This is a genomic window from Bathymodiolus japonicus methanotrophic gill symbiont (assembly GCF_019721995.1).
In the GTDB taxonomy this organism is placed as follows: domain Bacteria; phylum Pseudomonadota; class Gammaproteobacteria; order Methylococcales; family Methylomonadaceae; genus Methyloprofundus.
Window position 1 is genome coordinate 23,900 of sequence record NZ_BLYC01000006.1, and the last position, 20,052, is coordinate 43,951.

A 20,052-nucleotide genomic window follows, 5' to 3' on the forward strand; every position below is an offset into this window, starting at 1 on the left:
ATTAGATTAACCAGGGCGCAATGATTTCTGCATTGATATTATATTTTTTAATGGCTTCATCAATTTTCGCAGCATCAAATTCACCTTTATCTGCTAGGCTCTTTAGTGCTGCAATCGTAATATGATGACGATCAACTTCGAAAAAGCTACGTAATTTTTCCCGCGTGTCAGAGCGACCAAAACCATCGGTACCTAAAACTGTATAGTCCGCTTTAATAAACGGACGAATTTGCTCGGCAAAAGCACGAATATAGTCAGTTGCAGCAATCACCGGAATATCTGCTTTAGTCATGCACTTTTCTACATGCGATACTCGTTGCTTCGCTGTTGGGTGCAAACGATTCCAGCGCTCACACGCCACACCATCGCGGGCTAATTCAGTAAAGCTAGTACAACTCCAGAGATCAGACTCAACTCCCCAGTCCTCACGTAATAAGCTGGCCGCTTCAACCACTTCACAAAAAATTGTACCTGAGCCTAATAAATTTACTTTAGGTGCTTTTTTACGCGTTATTCCTGGCTGGAACAAGTGCATACCTTTAAGAATATTTTCAGCCGCGCCATCTGGCATCGGTGGCTGGTCATAGTTCTCGTTCATCACACTAATATAGTAGAACACGTCTTCCTGCTCGCTATACATACGGCGTAAGCCATCCTGAATAATAACGGCTAGCTCATAACCATAGGATGGATCATAGGAAATACAGTTAGGTATGGTTGACGACATCAAATGACTATGCCCATCTTCATGCTGTAAACCTTCACCATTCAGCGTGGTTCGTCCGGCTGTTCCACCGAGCAAGAAGCCACGCGTGCGCTGGTCAGCCGCAGCCCAGATTAAATCACCTACGCGCTGAAAGCCAAACATGGAATAATAGATAAAGAATGGAACCATAGGCACATTATGCGTAGAGTACGATGTTCCCGCCGCAATCCAGTCACATAAGCCACCGGCTTCATTAATGCCTTCCTGTAATACTTGCCCAGCTTCATCTTCTCTGTAATACATGAGCTGCTCGGCATCCTGAGGCGTATATAACTGCCCTACTTGTGACCAGATGCCTAGCTGACGGAACATACCTTCCATACCGAAAGTGCGTGACTCATCAGGCACAATCGGTACGATACGCTCACCAATTTTTTTATCTTTAACCAGGATATTCAGGATTCTGACAAAGGCCATGGTTGTCGAAATACCATGCCCCGCTTTGGTGCCATCCAGAATCGCCTGAAACGCACTTAATGGTGGAATTTCCAGGGTTTCCGATTTTTGCCTACGTGCAGGAATATGACCGCCCAGGTCTGTTCTACGCTGTAGCATGTATTTATACTCTTCCGAGTCTTCGGCAAATTTCAAATACGGCAAGCTTTCAATTTCCTTATCTGTCACTGGAAGTTGCCAGCGATCACGAATATTGATGATCGATTGCAAGCTCATTTTCTTCTGCTGATGACTGGTATTCTGTGCTTCACCAGAGTCTCCCATGCCATAACCTTTAATGGTTTTCGCCAGAATAACCGTAGGCTGTCCCGAATGCTCATTCGCAGCCTGATAAGCGGAAAATACCTTAATCGGATCATGTCCTCCACGATTAAGTGACCAGATATCTCTATCGGTATATTCTATTACCAGCGCCTTTAATTCCGGGGTATTAAAGAAATGCTCACGCACATACGCTCCATCTTTGGATTTATAGGTTTGGTAATCACCGTCCACACACTCCATCATGCGTTTCATAATCAAACCATCTTTATCTTTAGCAAGTAGCGCATCCCAGTGCCTACCCCAGATCACTTTAATAACATTCCAGCCTGCACCACGGAAACTAGCTTCCAGTTCCTGAATAATCTTGCCGTTACCTCGTACAGGCCCATCCAGACGCTGTAAATTACAGTTAACAACAAAGATAAGATTATCCAGTTTTTCCCGGCCAGCCATGGTAATCGCGCCCAGTGTTTCTGGCTCATCGGTCTCACCATCGCCCAAAAATGCCCAGACTTTGCGACCCTCAGTTTTAGCCAGGCCACGACTCTGCATATAGCGCATAAAGCGCGCCTGATAAATTGACATGATCGGACCCAGCCCCATAGAAACAGTTGGGAATTGCCAGAAGTCAGGCATTAGCCAGGGGTGTGGATAAGAAGACAGGCCATTGCCACCAACTTCCTGACGGAACTGATCCATTTGCTCATCTGCAAAACGGCCAAGTAAATAGGCGCGAGCATAATCACCTGGACAGGAATGCCCTTGCACGAACACCATGTCCGCACCGCGCTCATCAGTCGCTGCATGCCAGAAATGATTATGCCCGACATCATAAAGAGTCGCTGCAGATGCAAAGCTGGCTATATGTCCGCCAACATTAGTATTTTTATTGGCTCTTAACACCATCATCATCGCATTCCAGCGTACATACGCGCGAATTTTGCGCTCTATCGTGGTCATGCCTGGATATTTGGGTTGCTGCTCTACAGGGATGGTATTGATATACGCAGTATTGGCACTAAACGGAATTGCCGCGCCAGATTGTCTTGCCATTTCGACCAGCTGGCCAATTATAAACTGAACCCGCTCATTACCATCTTGCTCTTGAATAGCGCCTAAAGCCTCAAGCCATTCTTTTGTTTCTTCCGGATCTATATCAAGCTGATCTAACATATTGGCATTCAAACCATTACTCATCCCATACTCCTGCGATTTTGTGTCGTGCCTATACTCAGCACTTTAAAAACTACTTTATCATTGCTCCCATGCGCGGCATGAGAACTTATTAAATTATGGCGTAGACTGGAATTTCTTATCATGCGTAGCTCGATATCCCCATCCAGCATTTCTCAAATAAATTACCGGATAACGTTTTTTAACTGAAGTTTCCCAATAATTATTTATGGTAAAGTTGAAACTATGCTACAACTATATGAAAAAAATAGTCTTTTCATTCGTTTCAAATGCTATTGTCTAAGGGGAATTAAGTAGGGGTTTACTATAAACATGGCAAAACCACCTAAAATAAACCTCGATACACCAGCATTGTGTATTTCAGCTACTCAATAATTGGGAAACTTCAGTTTTTTAACTGAAGTTTCCCAATTATTATTTATGGTAAAATTGAAACTATGCTACAACTATATGAAAAAAATAGTCTTTTCATTCGTTTCAAATGCTATTGCCTAAGGGGAATTAAGTAGGGGTTTGCTATAAACATGGCAAAACCACCTAAAATAAACCTCGATACACCAGCATTGTGTATTTCAGCTACTCAATAATTGGGAAACTTCAGTTTTTTAATACTGCGCAATAAAAAGCTAATCCGGCCTACGTTTTTGCATTTACAAGCGCTACTCTGGCTAATAACTTTAATCGCGGTATTATACAGCAACTGAAGTTTCTTAGAAATTCATCAAGCAACCATTCGCAATAAAACGGCTACCACCGAATTTACAGGGGGGCTGCTGTATTTGGGGCAAACCCTTTCAAAATCCGGATCCAAAGCCGCTTCGGCAATGATGCGGCGGATATCTGAAAAGGCGAAACTGGCTCGCCCCTTCACTTTGTGCCGACGTTCCGGATCGGTTTTTAAACGATCCGCGTAAATCCACGTCAGCGTTGTTGCCATCATACAGAAGTTCAAATGGTTGGTCACTGCCTGCGCATTTCGACACTGACTTTTATGGCTCCCTATGTCTTGCTTGAGCTCTTTGAACCCGGATTCTATTTTCCATCGCGCACCATAATACTCAATAATCTGTGTGACGGATAAACTTAGATCGGTCGTAAACAAAGCAATCCACTGTGTGCGACGAAACACCCAGACAACCTGAACGGGTCGTTTCAATGTTTTCAGCATGACAACGCGACTATAAGCCCTGACTTCACGCTGTTTTCCATAGAGATTCACGGTATACGATCGGGCCTTTTGTTGTACTGTTTTTGCCATGTCTGTGGCTGACCTCAGACGCTGCCCGTACTTTTTATTCCGCCCCCTCTGCTTGGGTTTTCTTTTTTCTGGACGATCGTACAGTACATTATTGCACCTTAACCTAGAGAGAATATTAAACCGGCTTCCGATAGCTTTGTAAACCGGCTTCCATAGGCCATTGTTGCCAAACCAGCTATCAGTGACTGTCAATATCGGAGCGGTGGAAAAATGTTCTGCAATTGCAATCAGCATTTGAGCCGCCTGAGTCATCTTGGTCTGGAAAGGAACGACTTCCCCTCTTATCGTGGCGGTTTCTTTTTTTGCCTGAATTGTTTTTAAGGGGAGATAAAATAGGAAATCTAAAAATAAACACGCCCAGCGACCTTTGACCTGTTTCAGCAACCCTACCGATACAATGTTTTGTGCCCATGGATATTTGCTTTGATTCGATTTGGCCGCGTGTTCAAAAATGGCTTCACAGCCGAAGATCTTCTTGCCTACTTTAGTGATAATGGAGTCATCCAGTGCAACCAATATGCGCCCATCTGTTTCAGGAGACGGAATCATCTCCCAGATAGTTTTCCACAGCCCAGCCCACGGCAAAGTTGAAGAAGCCATGAAAGTGTAAAAGCGCTTATTCTTGATCTCAAACCCGAACAACGTATCAAGGCAACGCCAAAGATTAGATGTCATCGACGACGTAAAGGGAACGATAATAGACAGGGTCGTGTAAACAAACAGAGAGGCTCGTTCGCGGCCTAAAGTGGTTTTGGAAAAATGATCTTGAAGCGGGAGTAAAATATCGCGTAAAATGAACATGAATGAGGTCGTTTTATTTGTACAATCAAGGTGTTAGAAACTTTCATTATACACTAAAACTAGGCCTCATTCACGATTAACCTGTTGTTTTTAAAAAGAATTCAAGGCTTTTAGTCAACGGAATGCCATTAATATTAGTAATATCTAATGTTTCAGAAAAATAAGCATTAGCTGGTATTCTTATGCTTTAAAAACTAGGAAACTTCAGTACAGCAACACTGTGCCAACAAAAACCACTGCACTCTCCACTGCACTACGTTGGGCGGAAAAACGCCAGGCGCGCCATGCTACCTCACGAAATTCCGGGACTCCTGTCGCCATAATTCGTTCACCTACGCAGCGGATGGGAGATGCACTGAACGCCCTGCGTCCGCAACGACTACGCACAAAAGCCGCTTCGTCATTACTACCTCACTGGCTGGACGGCTATTCGGAATGCAATTCTTGCTCCTCTCGCGTGCTGCTAGCACACGTCGAATCAGCAAATTGCCCTGTCGCCTATCAGGGACTAAAAATCACCACTTCGCTAAGCTCCGTTTCCATGATTTTCAGCGAGCGCATTTCGTCATAGCATAATCAAGTCTACGAGATTAAGACTGGTGAATTCATACCTGTAGGGCGTGGCTTCAGCCCGCCAACACTCCTTGGCACTGACGGGCTGAAGCCACGCCCTACGGTTTTCGACGTATTCCGCGTTAAATGGTAGATGGTGCGATAGCTATACCACCTAGTAAACTGAAGTTTCCCAATTATTGAGTAGCTGAAATACACAATGCTGGTGTATCGAGGTTTATTTTAGGTGGTTTTGCCATGTTTATCATCAGTGTTCCCCTATCAATTGAGGCCGTGAAACTAACCTCGCCACAAGAGAGCTCATAAAGCACTGTAAAGACATTCCTGTTATTATTGCGTTTTGAACTGCTCGAATGGTATACGAGCTGATACGAGATATTCTTGCCTGGAAAAATAATGGACTCACAAAACGATCTCGTTTTTGAGCCTGTTGCTGCCTAATCTCCAGAGCCTTGCTATATTTTTTATCCGATGGATGAATCAATTCTGGCTGTTGTGTTTTTGAAATCTCTTCAAACACGCGCATTAAATTATAGCTCATTGCAGTCAGGCGCATTTGATTTTCAAGTGAGCGGGTATTGGAAGACCAAGCTTTAGTTTCCTTGAAATTACGTGCCTGAGTTCCGTTTGTCACCAGACAAAGAAATCTGAGCAACCCACTTCTGAGATTCAACGCGTAAATCCCCCGGCCGCATAAACTTTCCCCTTGCTGTTTTTTTCAGTATGGCAGGCATGATCATAAATGTCCATCCGCCGCTTATCAGGGACTAAAAATCACCACTTCGCTAACCCATCTTCGTCACTATTGATGATGTAGTTGTTATAAATCAATTGGTTGAAATTTTAAAAAGTAGCCAGTTGGCACTACAGATTTTGTGTTTTTGTATAAAACGTTGGATTTTTTAGAGTATTTTTGTCGCATGTAAATTACACTCAAATAATGATGATTTTTTTGACAAAAGTCAATGAATTTATCGACAAAAATAATATAAATGGCACTACAAAACTTTCAAAAAAAACACCATTGATTTTAAAGAGAATTTTTCGACAAAAAATCGCTTAAAACCGATGAATCAATGGCTTAGAAAGATTGAAAGTACAAGCTGGGCGCTTGGGCTGGGATGCCCAAAACAAGCTTTCGCAAAAATAGCGACTCCCCGAGGCTGGACGGCTATTCGGAATGCAATTCTTGCTCCTCTCGCGTGCTGCTAGCACACGTCGAATCAGCGAATTGCCCTGTCGCCTATCAGGGACTAAAAATCACCACTTCGCTAACCCATCTTCGTCACTATTGATGATGTAGTTGTTATAAATCAATTGGTTGAAATTTTAAAAAGTAGCCAGTTGGCACTACAGATTTTGTGTTTTTGTATAAAACGTTGGATTTTTTAGAGTATTTTTGTCGCATGTAAATTACACTCAAATAATGATGATTTTTTTGACAAAAGTCAATGAATTTATCGACAAAAATAATATAAATGGCACTACAAAACTTTCAAAAAAAACACCATTGATTTTAAAGAGAATTTATCGACAAAAAATCGCTTAAACCGATGAATCAATGGCTTAGAAAGATGAAAGTGACGAAGATGGGCTAAGCTCCGTTTCCATGATTTTCAGCGTGGGTTACGTGTTATCTGCGCTGCGCTTGCTAATCTAACCCAGTCTACGGTTTTTAACGCATTGTTTACAATAGTCTAACTCTTAACAGTCGGTGCCAGTACCCTAAACAAGCGTCTTAAAGGGCAATTGTTTAAAACACGCCTGTTTATACTGCTGAATCATTTCCCGCTCGCGCTGTAAAAAATCTGCGATGAGTCTTGCAAATTCAGCATTCTGAATCCAGTGTGCTGAGTAAGTTTCAATGGGTTTAAATCCACGTGAAATCTTATGCTCTCCCTGAGCGCCAGAATCAAATATTTGCTTGTTATGTGCTATACAAAATTTCAGCCCTTGATAATAACAGGCCTCAAAATGCAGGCTATGATACTCTTCATAACATCCCCAGTAGCGTCCATATAAAGTATTCTGACCAATAAAACTAAGCGCTGCTCCCACGTATACTTGAGCATTGTTAGCCAGTACCAGTAATATCTTCTCAGGCATGGACTGCGCGAGTTGCTTGAAGAAGGCGATATTCAAATAAGCGCTCTGCCCTCTTTTTAAATAGGTTAGTTCATAAAACTGGAAAAATACCTGCCATTGTTGTTCGCTGATTTCACTTCCGGTAATTCTCTGTAATTTAATTCCTTGCTTAGCGACCCTGCGCCGCTCTTTATTGATATTTTTGCGTTGTCGGGAAGTAAAGCTCTGTAAATAGTCGGTAAAATCACGGTAACCATTATTAAACCACTGAAACTGTACGCCGGTGCGAGTCAGCATTTCTTTTGGCAGGTTTTGCATTTGCCCTTTATCAGCAAACAGACAATGCAGGCTGGAAATATTGTTTTGTTCAGAATAAGCTTTGAGCTTATCGATACATAGTTGCATAACAGCAGATTTACTCTGTCCGTCTTTAATCAAGATTTGCTGCCCCTGACAGGGAGTGAAAGGGATAGCATTAAGCCATTTAGGATAATATTCCATGCCCGATTGAAAATAGGCATCGGCCCATTGCTGATCGAAAACATATTCGCCCCGCGAATGACTTTTTAAGTACAGCGGCATGGCGGCAATCAATTCCTGTTGTTCAAAAACAAGCATGTGCTTTGACTGCCTGCCCTTTGTGCTGCTGATCGAACCACTTTGCTCCAGAGCCAGTAGAAATTCATGGCGAACAAATGGATCCTGGTTTTGCACCAGACTATTCCAGCAACTCGCGTTAACCTCGCTTAGACTATTAATTTGCTTGATGATCATAGGTAAAACTTTGCTGAATTCCCAAAACTAAACGGTTAAATTAATAATCGAACCGGGTGAGTATAAGACAGTACGTGCTTATTTGTGCAAAGTATATGCGTTTTTTGCCGCGATTAATAAACCCAGGCCGATAAATGTGCCAGGCGGTAGCAGGGCTAATAATGCCCCGGTGTAATTATCGAATACATGAATTTGCCAGTTTTTCGCAGTCTCGCCAAATAGTAGCTCAGCCTGAGAAAATAAGGTACCTGCCCCCAATATTTCCCTAAAAACGCCGAGTGCGAGTAGCGCGAAGCTAAAACCCAGTCCCATCGCTAGTCCATCTAGTAAGCTGGGTAAAATACGGTTTTTAGAGGCAAACACTTCGGCTCGTCCTATAATGGCGCAGTTAGTGACGATTAGTGGGATAAAAATGCCCAGAGATTTATACAGCTGATAAAACCAGGCATGCATCAGTAATTCAATAATGGTTACGATACCGGCAATCATTAAGACGAAAAGCGGTAAGCGAATTTCGGGCAGGATATATCCGCGTAGTGATGAGACTAGCCCGTTTGATAACACTAGGGTTAAGGTGGTCGCTATGCCTAGCCCCAGGCTGTTGATAACGGTATTGCTGACGGCAAGTAATGGGCACAAGCCCAGTAGCGCAACTAGCGCCTGATTGTTGTGCCATAGGCCATTGCGGATAATTGATTGAGTACTACTTGTTGCCATTTATTGAAAAATAATCTGCTGGTTTTGCTGAAAAAACAGCCCGGATTTCTTCACTTCATTAACAATTGCGCGGGGTGTAATGGTTGCGCCAGTGAATTGATCGAACTCACCGCCATCGCGTTTGATGGCCCAGTGTTTTGAGTGCATGTCGTTGATTGATTTATGCTTAAAACTATGAATCCAGTTAGATTTTTTGATCTCTATTTTATCGCCTAGCCCTGGAGTTTCTCGGTGTTTCAGAACCCGCACACCGCTTATTTTACCGCTTATATCTATGCCGATTAGCAAACCGATGTCGCCATTATAGCCATGAGCTGTCGTGCTGCTAAGAATTGCGGCAACAGACGTGTCTGACTTTTTTGCCCGGTAAATGGTATAGCCCTGTAATTGGATAACATCATTTGCCAGATCATTATCATAGCTGTTCTGGTTCAATACAGATTGCAAGCTATCTAGTAAAGCCTGATGTTCATTGTCTGCAATTTTATCTTTTGTGGCATTAAATACTAGAGAAACCATGCCGACGATAATAAATGAAAACAAGCCTATGCGTAGTGCGGTAGTTATTGGAGTAGAGGGCTTCATTAACGTTGTGATGTAGATTTTGGCCGCATATAAACATCAATAGCAGGTGCTGCAAGATTAGCGATTAAAACTGCAAAGGCAACTGCATCGGGGTATGCCCCCCAGCTACGAATGACATAGATCAATAGCCCAATAAGTGCACCATAATATAAGCGCCCGGTATTACTGGCTGCTGCGCTAACAGGATCGGTGGCAATAAAAAAAGCGCCGCACAGACTTGCGCCGGAAAATAGCTGAAATAGTGGCGAGTTGGCTACATTATTAGCATCAATTAGGTAGTGAATACTGGTAGGTATGCATAAGCTGAGCAGGACAGCAGTGGGAATATGCCAGCTGATAATTTTTCGATATAAAAGCCATAGCCCCCCTGTTAGATAAGCCAGGGAGATTAACTCCCAACCCTGGCCTGCAATAAAGCCAAACAGGGAGGAGCTACGTAAGTCCAATAGTGATGTGCCCAAGGTTTTAGTGGTTTTTATACTGTCCAGCACGGTAGCAGAGCTAATACTATCAAATGCTACTGAGCCTGAAAAAATAAGATTAAGTGAATCTGATATTGGTAAAAAGGTATAGGGCGTTTGCCATGCGGTCATTTGCTGTGGAAATGAAATTAATAAAAATACATAACCTGCCATCGCCGGATTAAACGGGTTATACCCTAGTCCGCCATAGATCTGTTTGGCAATAATAATGGCAAATAAAGTACCGCTGATGCTCATCCACCAGGGTGCAATAGTGGGTATGGCAAGGGCTAATAACGTCGCAGTAATCAGGGCGCTATAATCCAGTAAATGAATTGTTACCGCACGCTTTCTTAGCCACAGGCATCCGGCTTCTGCGAGCAATGCGGTGCTGCTTGCTAATAGTAGATGTAGCAGAACTGTGTAGCCAAATAACCAGAACATCACGCCCAGTACGGGGGTTAGCGCAATTAATACCTGGCGCATAACCAGACTTACGCTGGTGTTTGCAGGTATAAAAGGCGAGCAGCTGGTTGAAAATTGCATTAATTGCCGGGGCGGGTTAAAAAAACATATCTATAGTTTCTCAGATAAATAATTTCCAAATTTGGAGCGCTTAAACTTAGGCGGTAACAACGAAATCTTCCCGCAATTTTTGCATAACACAAATCACTTTACTGGCATCATACATATAAGTGTTAAAAGTTTGCACAACTGAATCATGAAGATCTTCAAAAGTTTTAAAATACTTCATATGAGTCGAATCGCGTTTCGTATTTTTCCATAATTTCTCAATCGGATTAAAATCCGGCGAGAACGCAGGGAGACGTTCTACTGTCAAACGATCTACATTAGCTAACTTAAATTCCTTAATAACACCGCTTCCATGATACGGGGCACCATCTTCAATTAGAATAATCTTGCCTTTATAATAAGCCAGCAATTGTGTTAAAAACTCAACATAGCTTTCACCATTAAAACGCCCAGATGTTTCAGCGTGTTGTAATATCATTGGCTTATAACTCTCGATTAAGACGTTGTCGGCAATAGAATATATCGCTTCCATAAAAAGCTTCTGTGTTGGATATTTCTCATTTTTTAAGCTTTTAAGAATAGCTAAAAATTCTTGAGGCAGCCCAGCTTCTTTTAAAAGTCTAAGTGACTTTGGTTTTATCTCATAAGCCAATGATTCTCGGTATTGAAAACTCCCTCCTTCGAGTTCGATCGTACCAAACATTTTCAACCCTTTTCGAATCCCTGATGTTTTCACTGTGGGTTGCTCTCCTATTGGAGCCCAGGTTCGTGCCAATGAACCCCACATAGCAAATGACACCTCATCACCGAATAAAACGACACTCTTTTCTTCTACCGCCTTTTCCATAATGGCAGGCAATGTTTCTTCCAGCCACGTTTTTCTTTCAAGCTCGTACTTTTCTTCTTCTTGGCGATCAGTCACAAAACGAGCTTTTTGATAACTGAAGCCCAGTTTTTTCATTAGGCTTGATAAATAGTTCAAGTTATAACGAACTTCAAATTTTAACCAAATAAGCTCGGCAATCATCGCAGTATTCCATATTCCACAATGAAATCCATTGTCTTCTGGGCCTTTCTTTATCAACTCAACCAATTTATTTTTCTGGTCTTTAGTTAACTTTGACTTCCGACCACGTCCTTGATAGTGTTGCCCTATTAACCAACCGACACCTTTATCCATGAATGTTTTCAGCCAATTTATAATGGTTTTTTCACAGACTCCCATTAGGCGTGCTATTTCTTTGATTCCCATGCATTCACTGAACCAGAGTAGAGCTTGAGTTAATCGATATAAACAAATATTACTTAGCTTGAGAGCTGTCGCCATATTTTTTTTAGTCGGTCTACAATTGACTTTGAAAAAGTGAGGGATACCATTTTTGACTGTTTCCGTTAGTGTTGGGACGAAAATTATAAGCCAGTTTCCCCTCTGTCGTTTTTGTTTGTTCGGAAATTAATTTTCTGAAAGTCTATATTATTGCGATATTATGGCATGTTTATCGGACAGTGGAGTTACAATTTCCTCTGGATTATGCACTTGATAAACAATGCCTTTAAGGCTGTTTATATAATATCAACTGAAGTTTCTTAGAAATTCATCAAGCAACCATTCGCAATAAAACGGCTACCACCGAATTTACAGGGGAGCTGCTGTATTTGGGGCAAACCCTTTCAAAATCCGGTTCCAAAGCCGCTTCGGCAATGATGCGGCGGATATCTGAAAAGGCGAAACTGGCTCGCCCCTTCACTTTGTGCCGACGTTCCGGATCGGTTTTTAAACGATCCGCGTAAATCCACGTCAGCGTTGTTGCCAAACCAGCTATCAGTGACTGTCAATATCGGAGCGGTGGAAAAATGTTCTGCAATTGCAATCAGCATTTGAGCCGCCTGAGCCATCTTGGTCTGGAAAGGAACGACATCACCTCTTATCGTGGCGGTTTCTTTTTTTGCCTGAATTGTTTTTAAGGGGAGATAAAATCGGAAATCTAAAAATAAGCACGCCCAGCGACCTTTGACCTGTTTCAGCAACCCTACCGATACAATGTTTTGTGCCCATGGATATTTGCTTTGATTCGATTTGGCCGCGTGGTCAAAAATGGCTTCACAGCCGAAGATCTTCTTGCCTACTTTAGTGATAATGGAGTCATCCAGTGCAACCAATATGCGCCCATCTGTTTCAGGAGACGGAATCAGCTCCCAGATAGTTTTCCACAGCCCAGCCCACGGCAAAGTTGAAGAAGCCATGAAAGTGTAAAAGCGCTTATTCTTGATCTCAAACCCAAACAACGTATCAAGGCAACTCCAAAGATTAGATGTCATCGACGACGTAAAGGGAACGATAATAGACAGGATCGTGTAAACAAACAGAGAGGCTCGTTCGCGGCCTAAAGTGGTTTTGGAAAAATGATCTTGAAGCGGAAGTAAAGTATCGCGTAAAATGAACATGAATGAGGTCGTTTCATTTGTATAATCAATGTGTTATAAACTTTCATTATACAGTAAAACTAGGCCTCATTCACGACTAACCTGTTGTTTTTAAAAAGAATTCAAGGATTTTAGTCAACGGAATGCCATTAATATTAATAATATCTAATATTTCAGAAAAATAAGCATTAGCTGATATTCTTATGCTTTAAAAACTAGGAAACTTCAGTTAAAAATAATGTTGGTAAAAACTTGTCACCTGCTGGGCGAGTGTCCTGCGCTTAACAGCCTTGTAAATAAACCCGTGCACGAAATCTTGCGTTACAGCGGATGAAGTCACACAAAAAGAACGGGCACTGGAAGAGAGAAAAAGATCAACCGGGTTTCTAGATGCAGAGTACCAGATAAATACGCATCAGGATCAAGCGCCATTATTAAAAGACAAACCGTAATCGTTCATACTGGATTTTGTACAGATGAATTTCGTAAACTGAAGTTTCCCAATTATTGAGTAGCTGAAATACACAATGCTGGTGTATCGAGGTTTATTTTAGGTGGTTTTGCCATGTTTATAGCAAACCCCTACTTAATTCCCCTTAGGCAATAGCATTTGAAACGAATGAAAAGACTATTTTTTTCATATAGTTGTAGCATAGTTTCAATTTTACCATAAATAATTATTGGGAAACTTCAGTTTCGTAAATACCCGTACCAAAAGGCTGAGGATGATAAGTGATGTATAGTGATGCAATGGGCAAATTAGTACTGCGCTTAACAGTGGGGATATTGTTGCTGCTGCATGGGGTTGCGAAAATCATGCACCCTGGATCGCTGGAATTTATAGCAAGTACTCTTGCAAGTGCAGGCTTGCCTGCTGAAATTTCCTACGCCATTTATATAGGCGAAGTGACTGCGCCCTTAATGCTTATTTTCGGCTACTACACCCGAATAGGCGGCTTAATTATTGTAGTCAACATGCTGTTTGCTATTGGTTTGGTGCATCAGCATGAATTATTCAGCTTAACTAAACATGGTGGCTGGAGTCTTGAATTGCAGGCATTTTATTTGCTAGGAGGGCTTTCAGTTGCGTTACTGGGTAGTGGCAAATACGCAATAAAACAAGGCTGATTGAGTCGCCCCTTAGGTAATATTAATCGGTGCATCAGTTCTTGTACTTCTGTGGAGGCATAGGCTTTAGTTTACACGGGGTAATATCAGTGCCAGCTAAAACCAGCGACCCATATACTGAACTTTATACAGCGGACATGGATTTTTCAGCTAATGTTTTTGGGCGTATACTGAATAAGCAGATTGAAGAGAGTACAGCACAGCACTGTGTTGCTTTGATGGATAGAGTCGTTTTTTGCACTGTTGATTTAACATTAAACTTTATTCACTATGCATTTTTTCCAACACGGTGCTGTACTAGTATGCTCAACTTCAATCATCGCCCTTGTTAAACGCTGATTGATAAAGCACCAAGCTGTGTGAGGAATAGGGTTCGTATCATATTGATCCATCGTAATAAAATCAGCGTAACAAATGATAATCTTATATCAACTGAACGATTAAGGAGCTAGGTCATCGTGTAATTAAGGTTTCCTTATTTTCAGCTAACGCTAAAAGAGGATAAAACAATGAACGATTACAATTTTCAAGCAGACTTCAGTAAGTTCAATCCGGACACTATGCGCTACACCGGTGAAAATGCTCTATTTCTTACCGATTGCGCAAAACTCGCTTATAAGCCAGAAGCATCAATCAAAAAAGTGATGGATGAGCTGGAACTTAATAATTTCAAGTTCTTTACTGGACCCAGCACGCAGGCTTACATAGCCGGCAACGACAAAATGATCATCGTGGCTTTTCGCGGCACGGAAATGAAAGTCAAAGACTTTCTGGCCGATACACAACTTAAACCGGAACCCGGCCCAGTCGGAAAAGTACACAGAGTTTTTCAAGATGCCTTACGTGAAGTCTGGGCAGATATGCGCAATTGCATAGATCAGTTTCAGGATAACAATCAAAGCGTGTGGTTTTGTGGTCACAGCCTGGGTGCAGCGCTGGCAACACTTGCTGCAGCGGAATATGTACTAAAAGACCGCAAAGTGGCTCATGGTATTTATCCATTGGTCAGCCACGCGTAGGGGATGAAGACTTTGCCGCAGGTTTTGATGCTGCGCTGGCAGAAAAATGTTTTCGCTTTGTTAATAACAATGATGTGGTAACGCAGAACCCGCTCCCCGGGCTAGTATTCAAGTACGCCCACGTTGGTCAGAAACTCTACATAGACAGCAATGGCATATTACGTTCCACTATCCCCTGGTGGAAGAAACTCTGGGATCAATGGAATGGAATGGAATTAAGGTAGATGTTGGTGACTTTGGTATCGATGCACTTAGGGACCATGGTTCTGAGGGCTATGTTGCATTGATTAATAATAATCGTGCAGTAAGCACTCCGTGGTCATAACAAATACAAGCAGCTGAAATATCATTTACATATAGAGCGTTGAGAATATGTGCGCTGCGCTCCCTGAGCCTGTCCCATTTATTAGTCTGTCTAGACTATCTGGCATACATGGTATCTCCGCAATTTGCTTAATTTTGACCCATATGGGTCATGTGTAATGTAGTGAGAAGGTGTATTCTTATTTTTTATTAAATCATCGTCGAGTATGCTATCCGCTACAGTTACTTCCGCAATTTAATATCATAAAATAGCAACGATAATGTGCTTAAAACTCGGTGTTCAAGTTTTCAGCTATAACTGGGCTAAGAAAAGTACATTTTTCCGGCTTTGTTTTATAAGTGATTGATTTACAATGATGTTGATGCTTTCTTTGTCAGTAAAATTATCAATAAAATCAATCAGTTAAAAAACTTGAACATCGAGTTTAAGTGTCCAGTAACTTTTGATGCACCAGCTAATAAGATCACTTTTACTCAAGCGGTGGTTGATAAAAGATTAATCTCTGACAATCCAATGCTTGCACAGTTACATGATCAATTACCTGGCAAAACTGGATGAGGATAATATTGTTGATCGAGTTAAAGCGGTAATTATTGAGCAATTACCTTCAGGCGGGCTAACAGACAGTACTGTTGATGATGCACTGTATATGTCCAACAGAACTTTTCACCGCAGACTGCAGCAATCTGAGACTACTTTTAGAGTTGTTCTTAATGACTTAAGACATGAGCTTGCTGACAAGTATATTAAGGACAGTAGTTTGAATCTGAATGAGATTTCTTTTTTACTTGGATTTTCTGAGTTGAGTTCTTTTTCCAGGGCTTTTAAGCGCTGGACTGGGATATCGCCGAGGGCTTATAGAGGGTAATAGATTAAGCCAAATTGTGATGACTTAATGCCTTACTCCATACCTGGTAATTACTCTGAAAAAGGTTAGCCAAAGGATAGTCAGATCCCAGGTGAAAGACAGATTGTGTAGATATTCAGCATCCAGCTTCACTTTTTCGGGAATAGGCAATTCATCACGGCCATTTATTTGTGCCCAGCCAGTTAAGCCCGGAACCAATGTCTGTATGCCTTGTTCAGTTCGTAGTGCTATTAAATCATTTTGATTAAATAAGGCTGGCCGTGGGCCGACAAAACTCATTTCGCCTTTTAGGATATTCCATAATTGAGGTAATTCATCCAGGCTGGTTTTGCGCAGAAAATTTCCGATCGGGGTTAGAGTGCTTTGCGGATCGGTTAATAAATGTGTAGCCACTTCGGGCGTATCAGTTTTCATGCTTCTAAATTTAGGCATTTTAAACAAGTCATTGTTTAAGCCTACCCGATCCGACCAGTATAAAACGGAGCCTGGTGAGGTCAGTTTGACTAGCAGTGCAATTATTAGAATCGGGATACCTAGAAGTAGTATTAAAAAGAGGGAAAAAATAATATCAAAGGCTCGTTTCATTATTTCTTTGCTTAATTAATGTTGTTGAGCGTGGCTTTAGCTCGCAGTTCATGCTGAAATCCGCTCTACAATAATACAATTTATTTTTACTACTCTTTATTTGCGTAACAAGGATGCGGGGCTAAAGACCCCGATTCCGGTTTTTAATGCGATAAAGTACGTAATAAATTGGCATAATCTTCATCAACTTTATATTCGCTGGTACGTAATGCTTTAATCCGTTTGCAGGCATTAATAACCGTAGTATGGTCGCGACCACTAAAGGCATCACCAATTTCCGGCAAGCTATGGCTGGTTAATTCCCTTGCGAGTGACATGGCAATTTGCCGAGGCCGGGTGACTGATTGTTTACGGCTTTTAGAGAGTAAATCAGCGATTCTTATTTTGAAGTAATCGGCAACGGTTTTTTGAATATTGTCGATGCTGACCAGTTTATCTTGCAAGGAGATTAAATCGTGTAGTGCTTCTTTGGCAAAATCAATGCTGATATCTGCCCCGGTAAACTGGGCATTTGCCAGAACACGGCGTAATGCACCTTCTAGGTCTCGTACATTGGATGGAATACGTTTACCTATAAAAAAAGCAACTTCGTGATCTAGTTCAACGCCATTTTGCTGGGCTTTGTTGATTAAAATTGCGGCGCGTGTTTCCAGATCAGGCGGCTCGACAGCCACGGGTAAGCCCCAGCCAAAACGTGATTTTAGCCGATCTTCCAGGCCTTCAATTTCCTTTGGGTATTTATCACAGGTTAGAACTACCTGGTTTTTCTTTTCCAGCAGGGTGTTAAAGGTATGAAAAAACTCTTCCTGTGAGCGTTCTTTTCCGGCAAAAAACTGGATATCATCAACAAATAATGCATCTACATTACGGTAATATTCTTTAAACGCATTAATGCTGTTTTGCTGGAATGCCCTGACCATATCCTGAACAAATTTTTCTGAGTGTAAATACACTACATTTGCATTAGGATTTTTTGCCAGTATTGCATTGCCAATAGCATGCATTAAATGTGTTTTTCCTAACCCAGATGCACCATAGATCAGCAGAGGATTATAGGCTTTGCCTATATTTTCAGAAACCTGTATAGAAGCGGCTTTTGCTAGTTGATTGGATTTACCTTCAACGAAATTTTCAAAGGTAAAAGCGGTATTAATAAAGGTGGGTGTTTTTTTCTTTTTCTGCGGCTCATTTGCCGAACCAATCACACGGGTGTTGCGATTTGGTACAACGGTCGGTTTAACGCTTTTTGTGCCGATCGCCATTTTTACAGTATATTGGCCACTGGAGAATTCATAGACGGCATCTTCAATTTTAGCTATGAAATGATCTTTTACATGCGCAATAATAAACTGGTTAGGTGCCAGCAGTGTAATCACATCTTTTTCATCTTGCGCTTGTAATGGCCGAATCCAGGTGTTTAAATCATTTGTAGAGATTTCATTTTCAAGACGGGAAAGACAGGAATTCCAGATAGAGCTCATTAAACGATTCACAGGATTAAGTAAACAGCAGCTATAGCGCTGTTAGGTATAAGAAAAAACAGGATCTGAAGCATGCTTCAGTTAAGGTAAATCATAGCATAAAAGTGCATATCACTCTTCAATTAATAACTAAAATGAATACACTAACGATATTAATAACAGGCTGCTCAACTGGGATCGGTTATCGAACAGCGGTACTTTTAAAGCAACGTGGTTATCGCGTAATTGCTTCTGCCAGAAAAGCTGAAGATGTTGCGCGTTTGAGTAGTGAAGGATTTGAAACGGTGCAACTGGATTTAGCAGATAGCGAAAGTATTCAACAAGCGGTTAAACAAGTGACCGCAATGACCGAGGGTAAAATCGATGGCTTATTCAATAATGGTGCCTTTGGACAACCGGGTGCGGTAGAGGATTTGAGTCGGGATGTATTGCGTGAGCAGTTTGAAACAAATTTCTTTGGCACACATGAATTAACCAACCTGATTATTCCATTAATGCGCGCGCAAGGTAAAGGTCGGATTATTTATAATAGCTCGATACTGGGCTTTATTGCGATGACTTATCGCGGCGCTTATAACGCCAGTAAATTTGCCCTGGAAGGGCTAGTCGATACACTACGCCTGGAGTTACATGGAACCAACATTCATCTTTCATTGATCGAGCCTGGGCCTATTAGTAGCGATTTTCGTAAAAATGCATTTGCATTATTTCAAAAAAATATAGATCCTACCCATAGCCCGCACCAGGAAACCTACCAGACTATGGCGCTGCGCCTGCAAAAAAAAGGTCCTGCTGTGCCGTTTACTCTTCCGCCTGATGCCGTCGTGCAGAAGGTTATTCATGCCATGGAAGCAAAGCAGCCTAAAATTCGTTATTATGTGACTTTCCCTACGTATTTATTTGGCTATTTAAAAAGGTTTTTACCCGCTAGCTGGCTTGATTATCTGGCACGCAAAGTCTAGCCAAGGCACTATATAAATTTAACTTAAAAAGAGGAACACTTAAATGAACTGAAGTGTCCCAATTATTGAGTAGCTGAAATACACAATGCTGGTGTATCGAGGTTTATTTTAGGTGGTTTTGCCATGTTTATCATCAGTGTTCCCATTGAAAGAAGAAGTACCTAAACAAAGCAGCCTATAACCTACCTGAAGGTAGCACCACTCGAATATTTCCATCTTTTTGATTTTAATCAATTATAACAGCAAATAGACACTCTGTAGGCACCGTAAAAAAACAACAAATAATTTCAAATAAAGCTTGCAATTGCCGAAAAAAATTTTCTAAAAATTTCCGTTTTAATCACCTCATAAACGGATATCACCCATGCTTAAAGAGCTACCACTCTCTGAACATATTCACCAACACTGCAATGAAAGTATGGAACGTGCCCTGTTAGCAGAGCGTCATCCTTTGTGGTCTCGTTCATGCCCAGAGTTGAAGGATATCGACTTTATTCGCCTTGGGTTATTACGCTGTATCAGTGTAGTCGATAGTGGTAGCCATTTCCTCCAAACCAATGAACAGATTTATGGCCAGCTGCTTCCCCACTCAACGTATTTTAAATCACTGAAGTCGCATATCGGGGAGTCGCTATTTTTGCGAAAGCTTGTTTTGGGCATCCCAGCCCAAGCAAGCAGCAAAAACTTAACGCGACCACTTATGCCTCCGGCGGCCCCGATTCGTCCTCGTCACCTCGTCCCGACCCAACAAGGGGTCGGAACATAGGCTCCAAATGACTTGACGCCGTGTCG

At 41.8% G+C, this 20,052-nt stretch carries 21 protein-coding genes; 9 read left to right on the forward strand and 12 right to left on the reverse strand.

Annotated features, from left to right (window positions below; translation table 11 throughout):
• Position 1 precedes the first annotated feature (1 nt).
• The 3 genes from aceE to K6984_RS10045 all read right to left on the reverse strand — a co-directional run bounded on the left by aceE (position 2) and on the right by K6984_RS10045 (position 5,126).
• Entirely contained in the window at positions 2-2,683 is a 2,682-nt protein-coding gene (aceE, locus tag K6984_RS10035; protein ID WP_221895418.1) for a pyruvate dehydrogenase (acetyl-transferring), homodimeric type, read from the reverse strand.
• A gap of 718 nt (positions 2,684-3,401) precedes the next feature.
• Positions 3,402-4,739, reverse strand: coding sequence for an IS701 family transposase (locus tag K6984_RS10040; RefSeq protein WP_221895419.1), 1,338 nt, complete (start codon positions 4,737-4,739; stop codon positions 3,402-3,404).
• 204 nt (positions 4,740-4,943) lie between these two features.
• Positions 4,944-5,126 carry a hypothetical protein gene (locus K6984_RS10045; protein ID WP_221895420.1) on the reverse strand — a complete coding sequence of 61 codons (183 nt, stop codon included), beginning with the start codon at positions 5,124-5,126 and terminating at the stop codon, positions 4,944-4,946.
• Between K6984_RS10045 and K6984_RS10050 the strand changes: the two genes are divergently transcribed.
• Positions 5,083-5,310: a hypothetical protein gene (locus tag K6984_RS10050; protein ID WP_221895421.1), complete on the forward strand. Its 228-nt coding sequence runs from the start codon at positions 5,083-5,085 to the stop codon at positions 5,308-5,310. The two genes, K6984_RS10045 and K6984_RS10050, sit on opposite strands and share 44 nt — an antisense overlap.
• A 249-nt stretch (positions 5,311-5,559) precedes the next feature.
• Here K6984_RS10050 and K6984_RS10055 read toward each other — a convergent pair whose 3' ends face one another.
• The gene (locus tag K6984_RS10055) at positions 5,560-5,985 is read right to left on the reverse strand and encodes a hypothetical protein (RefSeq protein ID WP_221895422.1); all 426 of its coding nucleotides are present in this window, start codon (positions 5,983-5,985) and stop codon (positions 5,560-5,562) included.
• 448 nt (positions 5,986-6,433) lie between these two features.
• Here K6984_RS10055 and K6984_RS10060 point away from each other — a divergent pair, with 448 nt between their 5' ends.
• Positions 6,434-6,607 (forward strand): hypothetical protein, encoded by a 174-nt coding sequence (locus K6984_RS10060; RefSeq protein WP_221895423.1) that lies wholly within the window; start codon positions 6,434-6,436, stop codon positions 6,605-6,607.
• A 430-nt stretch (positions 6,608-7,037) separates the two neighbouring features.
• Here K6984_RS10060 and K6984_RS10065 read toward each other — a convergent pair whose 3' ends face one another.
• From K6984_RS10065 to K6984_RS10090, 6 genes are all read right to left on the reverse strand, one after another.
• On the reverse strand, positions 7,038-8,171 hold the full coding sequence (locus K6984_RS10065; RefSeq protein ID WP_221895424.1) for a GNAT family N-acetyltransferase: 1,134 nt from the start codon (positions 8,169-8,171) through the stop codon (positions 7,038-7,040).
• A gap of 78 nt (positions 8,172-8,249) precedes the next feature.
• Positions 8,250-8,888, reverse strand: coding sequence for an electron transport complex subunit E (locus tag K6984_RS10070; protein ID WP_221895425.1), 639 nt, complete (start codon positions 8,886-8,888; stop codon positions 8,250-8,252).
• Complete coding sequence (rsxG, locus tag K6984_RS10075; protein WP_221895426.1) at positions 8,889-9,473, reverse strand: electron transport complex subunit RsxG; 585 nt, start codon at positions 9,471-9,473, stop codon at positions 8,889-8,891.
• Positions 9,473-10,480, reverse strand: a complete 1,008-nt coding sequence (locus K6984_RS10080; protein WP_221895427.1) for an RnfABCDGE type electron transport complex subunit D — start codon at positions 10,478-10,480, stop codon at positions 9,473-9,475. The genes rsxG and K6984_RS10080 overlap by 1 nt, the downstream gene beginning before the upstream one ends.
• A gap of 76 nt (positions 10,481-10,556) precedes the next feature.
• A complete protein-coding gene (locus K6984_RS10085; RefSeq protein ID WP_221895428.1) occupies positions 10,557-11,795 on the reverse strand; it encodes an IS630 family transposase in 1,239 nt (412 codons plus the stop codon).
• Positions 11,796-12,139: 344 nt separating this feature from the next.
• Positions 12,140-12,913, reverse strand: a complete 774-nt coding sequence (locus K6984_RS10090) for a transposase (RefSeq protein ID WP_230988007.1) — start codon at positions 12,911-12,913, stop codon at positions 12,140-12,142.
• A gap of 714 nt (positions 12,914-13,627) precedes the next feature.
• Between K6984_RS10090 and K6984_RS10095 the strand changes: the two genes are divergently transcribed.
• The 5 genes from K6984_RS10095 to K6984_RS10115 all read left to right on the forward strand — a co-directional run bounded on the left by K6984_RS10095 (position 13,628) and on the right by K6984_RS10115 (position 16,232).
• The gene (locus tag K6984_RS10095; RefSeq protein ID WP_221895429.1) at positions 13,628-14,020 is read left to right on the forward strand and encodes a DoxX family protein; all 393 of its coding nucleotides are present in this window, start codon (positions 13,628-13,630) and stop codon (positions 14,018-14,020) included.
• Positions 14,021-14,529: 509 nt separating this feature from the next.
• A complete protein-coding gene (locus K6984_RS10100; RefSeq protein WP_221895430.1) occupies positions 14,530-15,039 on the forward strand; it encodes a lipase family protein in 510 nt (169 codons plus the stop codon).
• Complete coding sequence (locus tag K6984_RS36095) at positions 14,925-15,263, forward strand: lipase family protein (protein ID WP_420831655.1); 339 nt, start codon at positions 14,925-14,927, stop codon at positions 15,261-15,263. The genes K6984_RS10100 and K6984_RS36095 overlap by 115 nt, the downstream gene beginning before the upstream one ends.
• A 443-nt stretch (positions 15,264-15,706) precedes the next feature.
• On the forward strand, positions 15,707-15,922 hold the full coding sequence (locus K6984_RS10110; RefSeq protein WP_221895432.1) for a hypothetical protein: 216 nt from the start codon (positions 15,707-15,709) through the stop codon (positions 15,920-15,922).
• Positions 15,894-16,232, forward strand: coding sequence for a helix-turn-helix transcriptional regulator (locus K6984_RS10115; protein WP_221895433.1), 339 nt, complete (start codon positions 15,894-15,896; stop codon positions 16,230-16,232). Before K6984_RS10110 ends, K6984_RS10115 begins: the two co-directional genes overlap by 29 nt.
• 24 nt (positions 16,233-16,256) lie before the next feature.
• Here K6984_RS10115 and K6984_RS10120 read toward each other — a convergent pair whose 3' ends face one another.
• On the reverse strand, positions 16,257-16,817 hold the full coding sequence (locus K6984_RS10120; protein WP_221895434.1) for a sugar transferase: 561 nt from the start codon (positions 16,815-16,817) through the stop codon (positions 16,257-16,259).
• Between the two features lie 143 nt (positions 16,818-16,960).
• On the reverse strand, positions 16,961-18,298 hold the full coding sequence (dnaA, locus tag K6984_RS10125; RefSeq protein ID WP_221895435.1) for a chromosomal replication initiator protein DnaA: 1,338 nt from the start codon (positions 18,296-18,298) through the stop codon (positions 16,961-16,963).
• 134 nt (positions 18,299-18,432) lie between these two features.
• On the opposite strand from dnaA, the gene K6984_RS10130 reads away from it, so the two are divergent.
• Together K6984_RS10130 and K6984_RS10135 are read left to right on the forward strand one after the other, a co-directional pair.
• The gene (locus K6984_RS10130) at positions 18,433-19,260 is read left to right on the forward strand and encodes an SDR family oxidoreductase (RefSeq protein WP_221895592.1); all 828 of its coding nucleotides are present in this window, start codon (positions 18,433-18,435) and stop codon (positions 19,258-19,260) included.
• Positions 19,261-19,624: 364 nt separating this feature from the next.
• The gene (locus tag K6984_RS10135; protein ID WP_221895436.1) at positions 19,625-20,026 is read left to right on the forward strand and encodes a hypothetical protein; all 402 of its coding nucleotides are present in this window, start codon (positions 19,625-19,627) and stop codon (positions 20,024-20,026) included.
• Positions 20,027-20,052 lie beyond the last annotated feature (26 nt).

What these genes read in the sequence shown, in the direction of transcription:
- K6984_RS10080 (WP_221895427.1), bottom strand. Translation starts at nt 10,480, where the DNA reads ATGCAATTTTCAACCAGCTGCTCGCCTTTTATACCTGCAAACACCAGC.
- rsxG (WP_221895426.1), bottom strand. Translation starts at nt 9,473, where the DNA reads ATGAAGCCCTCTACTCCAATAACTACCGCACTACGCATAGGCTTGTTT.
- K6984_RS10085 (WP_221895428.1), bottom strand. Translation starts at nt 11,795, where the DNA reads ATGGCGACAGCTCTCAAGCTAAGTAATATTTGTTTATATCGATTAACT.
- K6984_RS10135 (WP_221895436.1), top strand. Translation starts at nt 19,625, where the DNA reads ATGCTTAAAGAGCTACCACTCTCTGAACATATTCACCAACACTGCAAT.
- K6984_RS10050 (WP_221895421.1), top strand. Translation starts at nt 5,083, where the DNA reads ATGGGAGATGCACTGAACGCCCTGCGTCCGCAACGACTACGCACAAAA.
- K6984_RS10070 (WP_221895425.1), bottom strand. Translation starts at nt 8,888, where the DNA reads ATGGCAACAAGTAGTACTCAATCAATTATCCGCAATGGCCTATGGCAC.
- K6984_RS10090 (WP_230988007.1), bottom strand. Translation starts at nt 12,913, where the DNA reads ATGTTCATTTTACGCGATACTTTACTTCCGCTTCAAGATCATTTTTCC.
- K6984_RS10130 (WP_221895592.1), top strand. Translation starts at nt 18,433, where the DNA reads ATGAATACACTAACGATATTAATAACAGGCTGCTCAACTGGGATCGGT.
- K6984_RS10115 (WP_221895433.1), top strand. Translation starts at nt 15,894, where the DNA reads ATGATCAATTACCTGGCAAAACTGGATGAGGATAATATTGTTGATCGA.
- K6984_RS10095 (WP_221895429.1), top strand. Translation starts at nt 13,628, where the DNA reads ATGTATAGTGATGCAATGGGCAAATTAGTACTGCGCTTAACAGTGGGG.
- K6984_RS10100 (WP_221895430.1), top strand. Translation starts at nt 14,530, where the DNA reads ATGAACGATTACAATTTTCAAGCAGACTTCAGTAAGTTCAATCCGGAC.
- K6984_RS10065 (WP_221895424.1), bottom strand. Translation starts at nt 8,171, where the DNA reads ATGATCATCAAGCAAATTAATAGTCTAAGCGAGGTTAACGCGAGTTGC.
- aceE (WP_221895418.1), bottom strand. Translation starts at nt 2,683, where the DNA reads ATGAGTAATGGTTTGAATGCCAATATGTTAGATCAGCTTGATATAGAT.
- K6984_RS10120 (WP_221895434.1), bottom strand. Translation starts at nt 16,817, where the DNA reads ATGAAACGAGCCTTTGATATTATTTTTTCCCTCTTTTTAATACTACTT.
- K6984_RS10060 (WP_221895423.1), top strand. Translation starts at nt 6,434, where the DNA reads ATGCCCAAAACAAGCTTTCGCAAAAATAGCGACTCCCCGAGGCTGGAC.
- dnaA (WP_221895435.1), bottom strand. Translation starts at nt 18,298, where the DNA reads ATGAGCTCTATCTGGAATTCCTGTCTTTCCCGTCTTGAAAATGAAATC.
- K6984_RS10040 (WP_221895419.1), bottom strand. Translation starts at nt 4,739, where the DNA reads ATGTTCATTTTACGCGATATTTTACTCCCGCTTCAAGATCATTTTTCC.